This is a genomic window from Massilia sp. UMI-21 (genome assembly GCA_015277795.1).
Taxonomy (GTDB): domain Bacteria; phylum Pseudomonadota; class Gammaproteobacteria; order Burkholderiales; family Burkholderiaceae_D; genus Telluria.
The window spans coordinates 4,739,025-4,752,461 of record CP063848.1 but is presented as its reverse complement, the minus strand read 5'-3'; the positions used below and the strand labels follow the sequence as shown (position 1 = coordinate 4,752,461).

The window sequence follows — 13,437 nt, the reverse complement described above, 5'->3', positions numbered from 1 at the left end:
TACAACGCGGCAATGAAGGTTTTGTTGGGCGTTCCGGTTTCAACCTTTCACTCACGAGGGAATAAAGATGGATCTGTCTAATATGTCCGTAGGCGATTTGCGCAACCTGCAGGAACAAATCAAGCAGGAAATGAAGTCGCGCGAAGCACAGGAAGTGCAAAAGGCGCGCGAACAGATTCTGGCGATCGCGCAAAGCGTTGGCGTACCCCTCAAGGACCTGCTGGCGACCGGCGGTCGCGGTGGCGCCAAGGGCAACGCGGGCAAGGGCACGACCGTGGCCGTGCGCTATCGCCATCCAGACGATGCTTCGCAGCAATGGACCGGCCGTGGCCGCCAGCCGAAGTGGGTCAAGGAATGGGTCGAAGGCGGCAAGTCGCTCGACAAGCTGCGCGTCTGAGTCTGGCAGCGCCTGGCCGCGCCCGGTAAGTCGCCGGGCCTTGTCACGCGTGACCGGCTGTGCCGGTCCCGGCGCCATTCGCATCAGCTGCGCCACTTGCGCAAGCGGTCCGTCCGATTCCCACAGGACGCCGCTTGCCGCTACAATACTCGCATTTGTCATTCCTTCAAGGAAGCGCGTTTTGCTTTCTTGATTATCATCCCGATCATTCGGCGCCGGCGCTGCCGCGTCCCAGGCTGCCTTCGCATGCCCGCGCCCCCAGCTTTCCAAGGAAACCATGCTCGCTCTCTCGAAAACGATCTTCAAGGCTTATGACATTCGCGGCGTTATCGACAAGACGCTGGACGAGGGCATCGCTCGCCATATCGGCCGCGCATTCGGCGCCGCCGCGCTGGCGAAAGGGGAGCGCAAGGTCGTGATCGGCCGCGACGGCCGCCTGTCGGGCCCGGGCCTGGCCGCCGCACTGGGCGAAGGTCTGCGCGATGCCGGCGTGGACGTGATCGATCTCGGCATGGTCGCCACCCCGATGGTCTATTTCGCCACCAATGTGCTCGACACCCGCTCGGGCATCATGGTCACCGGCAGCCACAATCCGCCGGACTACAACGGCTTCAAGATGGTGATGGCCGGCGAAGCGATCTACGGCGACGCCATCCTTGGCCTGCACGACAGCATCGCGGCCCATATCGACAGCGGCGACGGCAAGGTGGCCGGGCAGCGCGGCGGCTACGGCACCCACGACATCCGCCAGGCCTACCTCGAGCGCATCATCGGCGACGTCAAGATCGCACGCCCGATCAAGATCGCGGTCGACTGCGGCAACGGCGTGGCCGGCGCCTTCGCCCCGGCTTTGTTCCGCGGCATGGGCTGCGAGGTGGTCGAACTGTTCTGCGAGGTGGACGGCCACTTCCCGAACCACCATCCGGACCCGGCGCATCCGGAAAACCTGCAGGACCTGATCAAGGCGCTGCAGGACACCGACGCCGAGATCGGCCTGGCCTTCGATGGCGACGGCGACCGCCTGGGCATCGTCACCAAGGATGGCCAGATCATCTTCCCGGATCGCCAGATGATGCTGTTCGCCAGCGATGTCCTGTCGCGCAACCCGGGCGCCGAGATCCTGTACGACGTCAAGTGCACCCGCCACCTCGCCCCGTGGATCGAACAAGCCGGCGGCCGCCCGCTGATGTGGAAGACCGGCCACTCGCTGGTCAAGGCCAAGCTGAAGGAAACCGGCGCCCCGCTGGGCGGCGAAATGAGCGGCCACATCTTCTTCAAGGACCGCTGGTACGGCTTCGACGACGGCCTGTACGCCGGCGCGCGCATGCTCGAGATCCTGACCAGGGAGCAGGACCCGTCGGCCCTGCTCAACAGCCTGCCGATCGCCAGCAGCACCCCGGAACTGCACCTGCACCTGAAGGAAGGCGAGAACTTCGCCCTGATCGACAGCCTGCGCGCCAACGCCAGCTTCCCGAGCTCCGAGAAAATCAACGGCATCGACGGCCTGCGCGTGGAATACCCGGACGGCTTCGGCCTGGCCCGTTCCTCGAACACGACCCCGGTGGTGGTGCTGCGGTTCGAGGGCGAGAACCCGGAGGCGCTGGCCCGCATCCAGGCCGAATTCAAAGAGGTGATCCTGGCCGCCAAGCCGGACGCCGAACTGCCTTTCTAAGCGAGTCCGCGTGAAGATTTTGCTGGTGCGCGTATCGTCGCTGGGCGACGTGCTGCACAACCTGCCGATGGTGGCCGACATCCTGCGCCACCACCCGGGCGCCACCATCGACTGGGTGGTGGAAGAAGGCTATACCAGCCTGGTGCGCCTGAACCCGCACGTCCGTAAAATCATTCCGTGGGCGCTGCGCCGCTGGCGCAAGAGCCTCGGCAAGGCGGAGACCCGGGCCGAGATCAAAGCCTTCTTCGCTACCCTGCGCGAAGAAGAATACGATGTCGTGTTCGATACCCAGGGCCTGCTCAAGACCGGCATCATCATGGGCGCGGCGCGCACCGTGCGGGGAGGGCGCAAGGTCGGCCTGGCCAACGGCAGCGAAGGCTCGGGCTACGAAGGCATCTCGCGCATCTTCCACACCCACAGCATCCCGCTGGACCCGCGCACCCACGCGGTGGCGCGCGGCCGCATGGTGGCCGGCGCGGCGCTCGGCTACGCGGTCGACTGTCCGCCCGACTTCGGGCTGCCTGCGCCGGAAGCGGGCTCGCGGCCGGGCTTCCTGCCGCCCGAGGACTACGCCGTGTTCTTCCACGGCACCGCGCGCGAGGCCAAGAAGTGGTCGCGCGAGAACTGGATCGCACTCGGCCGCGCGCTGGCGCCGATGCCGGTGCTGCTGCCCTGGGGCTCGCCCGGCGAATTGCAGGAAGCCGAGCTGCTTGCCGCCGGCCTGCCGAACGCGCGCGTGCTGCCGAAACTGTCGATGATGGACGCGGTGGCGCTGGCCCGGCACGCGCGGCTGGCGGTCGGCGTGGACACCGGCCTGACCCACATCGCGGCCGCCTTCGTGCGTCCCACGGTCGAGATCTACTGCGACTCCCCGAAGTGGAAGACCGAGGGCAACTGGTCGGACAAGATCGTCAACCTGGGCGACATCCAAGCGCCGCCGCCGGCGCCCGAGGTCATCGCCGCTGCGCGCCGCCTGCTGGACGCGCGGTGAAGGTGGCGCCATGAACCGTCTGCTGTACTCGCTGGCCTGGTGGCTGGCGCTGCCGCTGGTGCTGGGGCGCCTGTGGTGGCGCGGACGCAAGGAGCCCGGCTACCGCGCCCACTGGGCCGAGCGCCTGGGCTTTCCGGACGCGCCGGCCTCTGCGCGCCCGACGCTGTGGGTGCATGCCGTCTCGGTCGGCGAGACCCGCGCCGCCGAGCCCTTGGTCGAGGCGCTGCTGGAGGAATATCCGGATGCGCGCATCCTGCTCACCCACATGACGCCGACCGGGCGCGCCACCGGCAAGTCGCTGTTCGGCCACCACGGCGACCGCGTGCTGCAGTCCTACCTGCCTTACGACACCGGGTTCATGGTGGCGCGCTTCCTGGGCCGCTTCCAGCCGCGCGTGTGCATCCTGATGGAGACCGAGGTGTGGCCGAACCTGGTCGCCGGCTGCGCACGCCGCGCGGTGCCGGTGGCGCTGGTGAACGCGCGCCTGTCGGAGCGTTCGCTGCGGCGCGGGCGCAAGATGGGCGCCCTGATGCTGGACGCGGCCGGCGCGATCGCGCTGGTGGCGGCGCAGACCGAGGCCGATGCGGACCGCATCCGTTCGCTCGGCGCGCCCCAGGTGGCGGTCACCGGCAGCATCAAGTTCGACGTGGTGCCGCCGCAGTCCGCGCTGGAGAAGGGCGCCTGGCTGCGCGCGCAGTGCGGCGAGCGCCCGGTGTTCCTGTGCGCCAGCACGCGCGAGGGCGAGGAGACGCTGATCCTGGACGCCTGGCAGCGCGTGGCCGACAAGCCGGCGGGGGCGCTGCTGGCCATCGTGCCGCGCCATCCGCAGCGATTCGACGAGGTCGAGAAGCTGGCTGCGGCGCGCGGCCTGGCGGTGCAGCGCCGTTCGCGGCTCGACGCCGGTGCGGGTGACGGACTGGGCGGGGCCGAGGTCCTGCTGGGCGATTCGATGGGCGAGATGTTCGCCTACTACGCCGCCTGCGACTGCGCCTTCGTCGGCGGCAGCCTGATGCCGCTGGGCGGGCAGAACCTGATCGAGGCCTGCGCGCTCGGCAAGCCGGTGCTGGTGGGCCAGCACACCTTCAATTTCGCCCAGGCCACCGACGAAGCGGTGGCGGACGGCGCGGCCCTGCGCGTGGCGGACGCCGACGCCCTGGTCGCGGCGGCGCTGCGCCTGCTCGAGGACGATGGCGCGCGTGCCGGCATGGGCGCGCACGCGCTGGCCTTCGCAGGCCGCCACCGCGGCGCCACCCTGCGCACTGTTGAACTCCTGCGACGCCTGATCCGGTAGGTTTTGTTACCATTCCGTTTCGAGCTCGGATAATAACCAGGGGATGCGCAATGTTGTCGTTTAATCACCCGAGACCGTCTGGCAATGGAATGCGTAGCGGGAAACCTGTTGCATCGCTGCTCCAGCAGCAGGCCGACGACAATGTGCTGCACATGCATGCCAACGCCGGCACGGCAGACGGCCCGGGTCCCGTAGCGGCGGCCACCGTGTCCGCGGCCCCTCTCTTGCCCTTATCCGAATTGCATTTCTTCGTACGCTACACGCTGGGCGAATACACGAGCTTCATGTGGCAGCATGCCGGCTTCCTGATCCGCCGCCGCCGCATCCGCTGGCCTGCCAGCCTCTACCTGCGTTTGAAAAGCACGCTCGGCGCGGCCCTCCATTTCATCATGCTCGGGCGCGGACGGCGCACCTACGAATTCACCATCGACCAGCACGGCATCGTGCGTACCAGCGGCGGCGTGACCCTGATCGGATGGGAGGACGTGATCGGCGTGCGCACCTATCCGCGCGGCTTCATGATGGTGCTCAAGCGCGGCACCTTGCCGATTCCGTACCGGGCGCTGTCGGATGCGCAGACGGGCGCGATGAAAGAATTGGCGGCGGCGCGCCGCGATGCGCTGTTGTAGGGTGGGCGGGTCCTCCCGCCCACGCGGTGATCGTGAGCAGCTGACATGCCGCGCTCGACGATCCACCGTGATTTGGACGCGTGGGCAGGAAACCTGCCCACCCTACGGCTAGCAGCAAATCATCCGCCGCGGCTCAATCCGCGCGGCTTCATGATGGTACTCAAGCGCGGCACGCTGCCGATTCCGTACCGGGCGCTGTCGGATGCGCAGACGGGCGCGATGAAAGAATTGGCGGCGGCGCGCCGCGATGCGCTGTTGTAGGGTGGGCGGGTCCTCCCGCCCACGCGGTGATAGCGAGCAGCTGAAATGCCGCGCTCGACGATCCACCGTGATTTGGACGCGTGGGCAGGAAACCTGCCCACCCTACGGTTAGCAGCAAATCATCCGCCGCGGCTCAATCCGCAAACAGCACCGGCATCTCGTGCGAGCGCTTCTTGAGCGCCAACCGCGCCCCATCGTAATCCGGATACACCTCGCCCACCGCCGCCCAGAAGCGCGGGCTGTGGTTCATCTCGCGCAGGTGCGCCAGTTCGTGCACCACCACATAGTCCACCAGGGAGGCGGGATAGTGGATCAGGCGCCAGTTCAGCCGGATATTCCCTTCGATCGTGCACGAACCCCAGCGCGTGCCCGCCGAGGACAGCGCGAAGGCTTCGTAGCGCACGTTCAGCTGCGGCGCGAAGAACGCCAGGCGCTCCTGGAACAGCTTTCGTGCCTCGGACTGGAACCACAGCTTGACGCGCTCCTTCAGCTGCCATTCCGACAGGCCGGGTACGACACCGATCCAGAGCTCGCGGCCGGCAGCGTCGAACTGGCAGTGGCTGCGCGCGGCTTCCTCGAGCCGCAGCGTGATCTCGCCGCCCAGGTAGGGCAGGCGCGCGCCATCCTTCCACTCGACCGGCGGGCGCTCCTGCTGCTTGACGCGGCGTTCGCCGCGTTCGAGCAGCTTGGTCAGGATCCAGCGCTGCTTGGCGCGGATGGCGTTGTCGATATCGGCCTGGCTGCAGCGGCGCGGCGCCGTCACGCGCAGGCCGTCGTCGTCGATCATGAAGCCGATCGAACGGCGCGACGAGCGCCGCAGGGCGTAATCGACGGTATGGGACCCGAGGACGATGCGCTGGAGCGGCGGATCGCCCGCCGCGACCGGCGGGACGGGTATCAGGTGGCGCGGCGCCGGAGGCGGCGCCTTGAAGAGAGGCTGGGAGGGTGGCGCCGGTTTATCCGAGGGCCTGAGCGCCGCGAAAAAATCCTGTGCAAACAGTTCCAGCTGGTGCCCGTCGACCTTGGAGGAGCTCATGTCGTGCTGCGGTTTCGAATTCCTGATCTGGGCGCTGACGTCGCTCAGCCACCTTTGTAGACGTGGGGCGAGATAACGCGCATTTCGGATTCTATCCAATTTTCGACCTCTTGCATCATGCTGTCGGGGGTGTGGTTTTCTGGCGAAATCGGTTTGCCGATCGAGACCGTGATCAGGCCCGGGCGCTTGATGAACGAATTCTTCGGCCAGCACTCACCTGAATTATGCGCGATCGGCACGACCACCGTTTGGGTTTCGACAGCCAGGCGCGTACCGCCGCTCTTGTACTTGCCCTTCTGGCCCACCGGGATGCGGGTCCCCTCCGGGAACATGATGATCCACTGGCCGTCGGCGAGGCGGCGCTTGCCGTGTCGGACCACGTGGGCGAACGCATTCTTGCCTTGCTTGCGGTCGATCGGGATCATGCGCAGCAGCGCCATGCCCCAGCCGAAGAAGGGAATGTAGAGGATCTCTTTCTTGAAGACGTAGACCAGCGGCCGGGTGAGGTTCGGCAGCAGGAAGATAGTCTCCCAGGCCGACTGGTGCTTCGACAGCACGATGGCCGGCGCGTCCGGCAGGTTCTCGTAGCCCTTGAATTCGTAGCGGATCCCGCAGATCACCTTTGCGCACCAGATGATGAAGACGTTCCAGCGCGAGGTCACCCAGAAGCGTTTGTTGTAGGGCAGTGGCGCCGCCAGGAAGCATACGCAGGCCCACACCACGGTGGCCACGATCATCACGATCTTGAAGAGGAGGGAACGCAGGAACAGGCTGAAATTACGCAAAGGGGCTCCGGACAATAATCTAGTGTTGGTCTTTTATCAGTCAGGCCGCTGTGCCGCGGTCTTGAGGAAGGCGTTCACCATCGAGGCGAGGTCGGGGTACACCTGGGTGCCGGGCGGCAGGCCGCCGGTCTGCTGGGTCTTCTCGCCTTTCCCGGTCAGGACCAGGTAGGGCACGCAACCCATGATGAAGCCGGCCTGCAGGTCGCGCAGCGAGTCGCCCACGGTCGGCACGCCTTTCAGGCTCAGCTTGAAGCGCTTGCTGATCTCCTCGAACATGCCGGCCTTGGGCTTGCGGCAGTCGCAGTTGTCGGCCGCCGCATGCGGGCAGAAGAAGATGGCGTCGATGTCGGCGCCCACCAGCTGGGCGCTGGCATGCAGTTTCTGGTGGATCGCGTTCAGGGTCGTGATGTCGAACAGTTCGCGCGCGATGCCCGACTGGTTCGAGGCGATCACGACCCGGTAGCCCGCCTGGTTCAGGCGGGCGATCGCTTCCAGCGAACCGGGAATCGGGATCCATTCCGCCGGCGACTTGATGAAGTCCGGCGAATCCTGGTTGATGACCCCATCCCGGTCGAGGATGATGAGTTTCATAGCACTACTTTCAAGGCGTCAGGCGGCGAGTTTCGAGATGTCGGCCACGCGGTTCATCATGCCGTGCAGCTGCGACAGCAGCGCCAGGCGGTTGTTGCGCAGGGCGACATCCTCGGCCATCACCATCACGTCATTGAAGAAGGCGTCGACTTCTTCCTTCATCAGCGCCAGCGTCTTGAGCGCGCCGGTGAAGTCGCTGCGTTCGAAGGCGCTGGTGACCTCGCCCTCGAGCAGCTTCATCTTCGCGGCCAGCGCGCTTTCCGCCGGCTCGACCAGCAATTCCTGCTTGAGCGCGGCGTCCTGCGGCAGGGCGTCCTCGTTCTTCTTGAGGATGTTGGTGATGCGCTTGTTGGCGGCTGCCAGCGAGCTTGATTCCGGCAGGGCGGCGAAGGCCTGCACCGCTTCCAGGCGCTGGACGACGTCGTCGACGCGGTCCGGGTTCTGGGCCAGCACGGCCTCGACCTCGTTCGGCGAGAAACCGCGCTCGCGCAGCATGCCGCGCAGGCGGTCGAGCATGAAGGCGATGATGTCGCCGCGCGCCTCTTTGAAGGCAGCCTGGCCTTCGAACAGCGCGCAGGCGTCGTTGACCAGGTCCCGCAAGGACAGCGGCAGGCGCTTCTCGACCAGCATGCGCATCACGCCCAGGGCATGGCGGCGCAACGCGAACGGGTCCTTCTCGCCGGTCGGCTGCAGGCCGATGCCCCAGATCCCGACCAGGGTTTCCAGCTTGTCGGCCAGCGCCACCGCCAGGCCGGTATCGGTCGACGGCAGGGCGTCGCCGGCGAAGCGCGGCTGGTAGTGTTCGGAGGCGGCCAGGGCGATTTCCTCGTGCTCGCCGTCGTGGCGCGCGTAGTAGGTGCCCATGATGCCCTGCAGTTCCGGGAACTCGCCCACCATGTCGGTCAGCAGGTCGGCCTTGGCCAGGCGCGCGCCGCGCTCGGCCAGCGCCACGTCGAAGCCGAGGCGGCGCGCAATCGCCGCGGCCAGGCTCATGACGCGCTCGGTGCGCGCGAGCTGGGTGCCCAGCTTGTTGTGGTAGACCACGTTGGCCAGTTGCGGCAGGCGCGATTCGAGCGTCTTCTTCTTGTCCTGCTCGAAGAAGAACTTGGCGTCCGACAGGCGTGGGCGCACCACGCGCTCGTTGCCGCCGACGATCGCCGACGGGTCGTCGGTCTCCAGGTTCGACACGATCAGGAAGCGCGAGCGCAGCTTGCCGGTGCTGTCCGTCAGCGCGAAGTACTTCTGGTTGGTCTGCATCGTCAGGATCAGGCATTCCTGCGGCACCGCCAGGAATTCTTCCTCGAAGCGGCATTCGTACACCACCGGCCATTCGACCAGCGCGGCCACTTCGTCGAGCAGCGATTCCGGCATCAGCACCTGGTCGGCGCCGGCCTTGTCGAGCAGCTGCTTGCGAATGCTTTCCTTGCGCGCCTCTGCGCTCGACAGCACCTTGCCTTCGCTTTCGAGCACGGCGGCGTAGTTGTCCGCGTGCAGGATGGCGATCGGCTGGCCGTGCGACAGGAAGCGGTGGCCCATGGTCTGGCGGCCGGCCTCCAGGCCGAGCAGCGACAAGGGCAGCACCTGCTCGCCGTGCAGGGCCAGCAGCAGGTGTACCGGACGCACGAAGTGGACGGTCTCGCCGCCCGGCCGCTGGTAGCTCATGACTTTCGGGATCGGCAGCTTGGCGACGGTCTCCTGCAGGACGTCCTGCAGGGCGCCGGCCAGCTGGCTGCCGCTGGCGGTGTAGGTGTAGAAGAAGGATTCGGCCTTGCCGTCCTGGGCGCGTTCCAGGTCGCCGATCTGCAGGTCGGGGAAGCCCAGCGCGGCCAGCTTCTTGGCCAGCGGGGCGGACGGCTTGCCTTCCTTGTCCAGCGCGACCGAGACCGGCAGCACCTTTTCGCGAATGGACTTGTCGGGCGAGGTGGCGCGCACATTGGTGATCGTGACCGCCAGGCGGCGCGGCGTGGCGTGGGCGGTGGCGACGCTGTCGGCCTCAAGGAAGTCGCGCGCCTTCAGGCCATTGGCGATGCCGTTGGCAAAGGCGGCGCCGAGCTTGACGAGCGCTTTCGGCGGCAGTTCTTCGGTCTGGATTTCGACGAGGAGAGTCTGGTTCATCATCTGTTCTATTCTTTTCAATCAGGCTGCTGCCTTGTCGGCGCCAGGAAGCATCGGGAAGCCGAGCTTCTCGCGCGAATCGTAGTAGGCCTGGGCGACCAGGCGCGACAGGGTGCGCACGCGGCCGATGTAGGCGGCGCGTTCGGTCACCGAGATGGCGCCGCGCGCGTCCAGCATGTTGAAGCTGTGCGAAGCTTTCATGATCTGTTCGTAGGCCGGCAGCGTCAGCTGCAGTTCGACCAGGCGCTTGGCCTCGGCCTCGTGATTCGAGAAGGCCTGGAACAGCAGGTCGGTATTGGCGTGCTCGAAGTTGTAGGTCGACTGCTCGACTTCGTTCTGGTGGAAGACGTCGCCGTAGCTCAGCGTCTTCTTCTGTCCGTTTTCTTCCCACTCGGTCCAGACCAGATCGTAGACGTTCTCGACGCCCTGCAGGTACATCGCCAGGCGCTCGATGCCGTAGGTGATCTCGCCCAGCACCGGCTTGCAATCGAGGCCGCCGACTTGCTGGAAGTAGGTGAACTGGGTGACTTCCATGCCGTTCAGCCAGACTTCCCAGCCCAGGCCCCAGGCGCCCAGGGTCGGGCTTTCCCAGTCGTCTTCCACAAAACGCACGTCGTTCTTCTTCAGGTCCAGGCCCAGCGCCTCGAGCGAGCCGAGGTAGAGGTCGAGGATGTTTTCCGGCGCCGGCTTGAGCACCACCTGGTACTGGTAGTAGTGCTGCAGGCGGTTCGGGTTCTCGCCGTAGCGGCCATCCTTCGGGCGGCGCGAAGGCTGCACGTAGGCCGCGCGCCACGGCTCCGGGCCGATCGCGCGCAGGAAGGTGCCGGTGTGGAAGGTGCCTGCGCCGACTTCCATGTCGTACGGCTGCAGCAGTGCGCAACCCTGCTTGTCCCAGTAGGTCTGCAGGGTGAGGATGATTTGTTGGAATGTGAGCATGGGGTGGGTGCCGCGGCCTTCATGCCGCGGTCACGGTAATTTGCCAAATGACCAATTCTACTAAGTTTTACCGGTCCTCTGGGGAGCGATTCAACTCAGCATTAAGATTAGATCGGTTTTTCGTAGGGCGGGTGTCCCGCCCGCGCGTTCAACTCACGGTCGCGTTGTGACAGCGCATTCGATATTTGAACGCGCGGACGGCGAAGCCGTCCACCCTACGAACCCCGGTGGCGATAGCGGCGGCCGGCGAACCACGCGCCGAGCAGCATCAGGCCGCCGAGCGCCAGGAAAGCCAGGTTGCCGAAGCGGATATAGGGCGTGAACCCTTCGGTGCCGCGCACGGTGGCGGCCAGCACGCCGCGCTCGTAGAAGGGCAGGCGCTGCAGCACATTGCCGCGGCCGTCGATCACGGCGGTGGCGCCGTTGTTGGTCGAACGCAGCATCGGGCGGCCGGTCTCGATCGCGCGCATCTGCGAGATCTGCAGGTGCTGCGGGATCGCCACCGAATCGCCATACCAGGCCAGGTTCGACACGTTCAGCAACAAGGTGGCTGGACGCGGCGCATTGCGCAGCTGGGCTGCGATCTCTTCGCCGAAGGCGTCCTCGTAGCAGATATTCGGCAGCACCAGCTGGTCCTTCACCGGGAACGGCGCCTGCAGCGCCGGGCCGCGGGTCTGGTCGCCCAGCGGAATGTGCATCAGGTCGGTGAACCAGCGAAAGCCCGGTGGAATGAATTCGCCGAAGGGCACCAGGTGGTGCTTGTCGTAGCGGTAGGCAGGCGAGCCCGGGCCGAAGGCGATCACGCTGTTGCCGTACTGCGTCGGGCTGTCGATCATCGGGATGCCGATCATCAGGTGGCTGCGCGTCTGCGCCGCGAAGCCCTGCAGGGATGCGAGGTAGCCTTCGGGCAGCTGTTGCGGCGCGACCGGAATCGCGGTCTCGGGCGTGGCGATCAGGTCGGCCGGGGCCGCCGTGATCATCGCCTGGTAGCGCCCGATGATGTCGTACAAATAGGCGGCGTCGAACTTCTGGTCCTGCTTCACGTCGCCCTGCAGCAGGCGCACGCTCAAGGGCTGGCCTACCTCATGGGTCCATGCGACGAACTTGAGGGCGAAGCCGCCCATCATCACGGCCGCGAACAGGCTCAATGCCGGCCAGCGCCAGCGACCGCGCTGGGTCAGCATCACGATACAGCCGGCGCCCAGGGCGGCCAGCACCCCGACGCCGTAGACGCCGAGGATCGGCGCATAGCCGGCCAGTGGCGAGACGTTGTGCGCATAGCCCGACGCCGCCCACGGAAAGCCGGTGAAGACCCAGCCGCGCATCCATTCCGACACGCCCCATGTGGCGGGCAGCACCAGCAGCACGAAGGCGGCCACCGGCAGCGACCAGGTGCGGCGCAGCCAGCTGGCGGCGGCGCCGGCGAAGGCGCCGAACAGGCCCATGTACAGGCCGAGCAGGGCGATCGCGATCGCGCCGAGGATGGCGGGCAGGCCGCCGAAGCGGGTGATGGCGATGTACAGCCAGTGCATGCCCGCCACCGACCAGCCGAAGCCGAAGGCCCAGCCGAGCCAGGTGCCGCGGCGGACCGAGGTGCCCATGCCGACCTGGTAGAAAAAACAGGCGAGGGAGAGGAACTGCAGCGGCCACCAGCCGAAGGGCTGGAAGGACAGCAGGGAACTGGCGCCGGCCAGCGCCATCAGGACCAGGGCCTTCGGGGAAGGCCTGGCGCCGCGCAGGCTGGGATCAGGTGCGGTCGTGGACGTCGAACGGCGGCGCAGCATCAGTCGTGGTGGTCTTCGGCCAGCGGCAGCTTCTCGACCAGCAGCACGTGGATCTGGCGCGCGTCGGCGCGCAGCACTTCGAAGCGCAGGTTCTGGAGGTCGAACACCTCGCCCTTGTGCGGCATGCGCCCGAGGTGGCTGGCCACCAGGCCGCCGATGGTGTCGGCATCGATCTCGGGCAGGTCGGCGCCGACCTCTTCGTTGAACTGCTCGATCTCGGTCAGGGCCTTGACGCGCCAGCGCGGGCCGAGATGGCCCTCTTTGATCGACAGGACGTTGTCTTCGTCCTCGTCGACGTCGTACTCGTCGTCGATGTCGCCGACGATCTGCTCGAGCACGTCCTCGATGGTGATCAGGCCGGCCACGCCGCTGTATTCGTCGACGACGATGGCCATGTGGTTGTGGTTGGCGCGGAAGTCGCGCAGCAGCACGTTCAGGCGCTTCGATTCCGGGATGAAGATCGCCGGGCGCAGCATCTTGCGCACGTCGAAGGATTCCCCGGCGTAGTAACGCAGCAGGTCCTTGGCCAGCAGGATGCCGACCACCTTGTCGCGCTCGCCCTCGATGGCGGGGAAGCGCGAGTGCTGGGTCTCGAGCACGATCGGCAGCCACTCCTCGATCGGATCGGTGATGTCGATCACGTCCATTTGCGAACGCGGCACCATGATGTCGCGCACGGACAGGTCGGAGACCTGGAACACCCCCTCGATCATCGAGAGTGCGTCGGCGTCGATCAGGTTGCGCTCGTGGGCTTCGTGCAGGACTTCGAGCAGTTCTGCGCGGTTTTCAGGCTCGGGGGAAATCAGTGCGGTCAGCCGTTCGAACAGCGACCGGTGGGGTTTGGCGTCCGATCGGACGTCACTGGGATACTCGGGCATAGTTGGCGTGTAGCCGTTGTTGCGATGGGTATAGGATACACCAAAAGGGCGGATGGGCCACAATGCGCGCC

General features: G+C 66.5%; 12 protein-coding genes and 1 pseudogene. 6 read left to right on the top strand and 7 right to left on the bottom strand.

All coding sequences use genetic code 11. The features are described 5' to 3' along the window. The first annotated feature begins 67 nt into the window (after nt 1-67). The 6 genes and pseudogenes from IM543_20870 to IM543_20845 all read left to right on the top strand — a co-directional run bounded on the left by IM543_20870 (nt 68) and on the right by IM543_20845 (nt 5,241). Nucleotides 68-397 (top strand): H-NS histone family protein, encoded by a 330-nt coding sequence (locus IM543_20870; GenBank protein ID QOY93947.1) that lies wholly within the window; start codon nt 68-70, stop codon nt 395-397. 277 nt (nt 398-674) lie between these two features. Continuing rightward, nucleotides 675-2,069, top strand: a complete 1,395-nt coding sequence (locus tag IM543_20865) for a phosphomannomutase/phosphoglucomutase (protein ID QOY93946.1) — start codon at nt 675-677, stop codon at nt 2,067-2,069. Nucleotides 2,070-2,079: 10 nt separating this feature from the next. Beyond that, nucleotides 2,080-3,060, top strand: coding sequence for a lipopolysaccharide heptosyltransferase I (gene waaC, locus IM543_20860; GenBank protein QOY93945.1), 981 nt, complete (start codon nt 2,080-2,082; stop codon nt 3,058-3,060). A 10-nt stretch (nt 3,061-3,070) separates the two neighbouring features. Continuing rightward, nucleotides 3,071-4,351 (top strand): lipid IV(A) 3-deoxy-D-manno-octulosonic acid transferase, encoded by a 1,281-nt coding sequence (gene waaA / locus IM543_20855; GenBank protein QOY93944.1) that lies wholly within the window; start codon nt 3,071-3,073, stop codon nt 4,349-4,351. Nucleotides 4,352-4,401: 50 nt separating this feature from the next. After that, on the top strand, nt 4,402-4,980 hold the full coding sequence (locus IM543_20850; GenBank protein QOY93943.1) for a YcxB family protein: 579 nt from the start codon (nt 4,402-4,404) through the stop codon (nt 4,978-4,980). 141 nt (nt 4,981-5,121) lie between these two features. After that, nucleotides 5,122-5,241: pseudogene (locus tag IM543_20845) on the top strand (YcxB family protein). A gap of 133 nt (nt 5,242-5,374) precedes the next feature. Here IM543_20845 and IM543_20840 read toward each other — a convergent pair. From IM543_20840 to IM543_20810, 7 genes are all read right to left on the bottom strand, one after another. Continuing rightward, a complete protein-coding gene (locus IM543_20840) occupies nt 5,375-6,277 on the bottom strand; it encodes a M48 family metallopeptidase (GenBank protein ID QOY93942.1) in 903 nt (300 codons plus the stop codon). Nucleotides 6,278-6,321: 44 nt separating this feature from the next. Beyond that, nucleotides 6,322-7,062 carry a 1-acyl-sn-glycerol-3-phosphate acyltransferase gene (locus IM543_20835; GenBank protein ID QOY93941.1) on the bottom strand — a complete coding sequence of 247 codons (741 nt, stop codon included), beginning with the start codon at nt 7,060-7,062 and terminating at the stop codon, nt 6,322-6,324. 36 nt (nt 7,063-7,098) lie between these two features. Further along, the gene (gene gmhB / locus IM543_20830; GenBank protein ID QOY93940.1) at nt 7,099-7,653 is read right to left on the bottom strand and encodes a D-glycero-beta-D-manno-heptose 1,7-bisphosphate 7-phosphatase; all 555 of its coding nucleotides are present in this window, start codon (nt 7,651-7,653) and stop codon (nt 7,099-7,101) included. An 18-nt stretch (nt 7,654-7,671) separates the two neighbouring features. Continuing rightward, nucleotides 7,672-9,768 carry a glycine--tRNA ligase subunit beta gene (locus tag IM543_20825; protein QOY93939.1) on the bottom strand — a complete coding sequence of 699 codons (2,097 nt, stop codon included), beginning with the start codon at nt 9,766-9,768 and terminating at the stop codon, nt 7,672-7,674. A 21-nt stretch (nt 9,769-9,789) separates the two neighbouring features. After that, the gene (gene glyQ / locus IM543_20820) at nt 9,790-10,704 is read right to left on the bottom strand and encodes a glycine--tRNA ligase subunit alpha (protein QOY93938.1); all 915 of its coding nucleotides are present in this window, start codon (nt 10,702-10,704) and stop codon (nt 9,790-9,792) included. Nucleotides 10,705-10,919: 215 nt separating this feature from the next. Next, on the bottom strand, nt 10,920-12,488 hold the full coding sequence (lnt, locus tag IM543_20815; GenBank protein ID QOY93937.1) for an apolipoprotein N-acyltransferase: 1,569 nt from the start codon (nt 12,486-12,488) through the stop codon (nt 10,920-10,922). Next, a complete protein-coding gene (locus tag IM543_20810) occupies nt 12,488-13,366 on the bottom strand; it encodes a CBS domain-containing protein (GenBank protein QOY93936.1) in 879 nt (292 codons plus the stop codon). The genes lnt and IM543_20810 overlap by 1 nt, the downstream gene beginning before the upstream one ends. Nucleotides 13,367-13,437 lie beyond the last annotated feature (71 nt).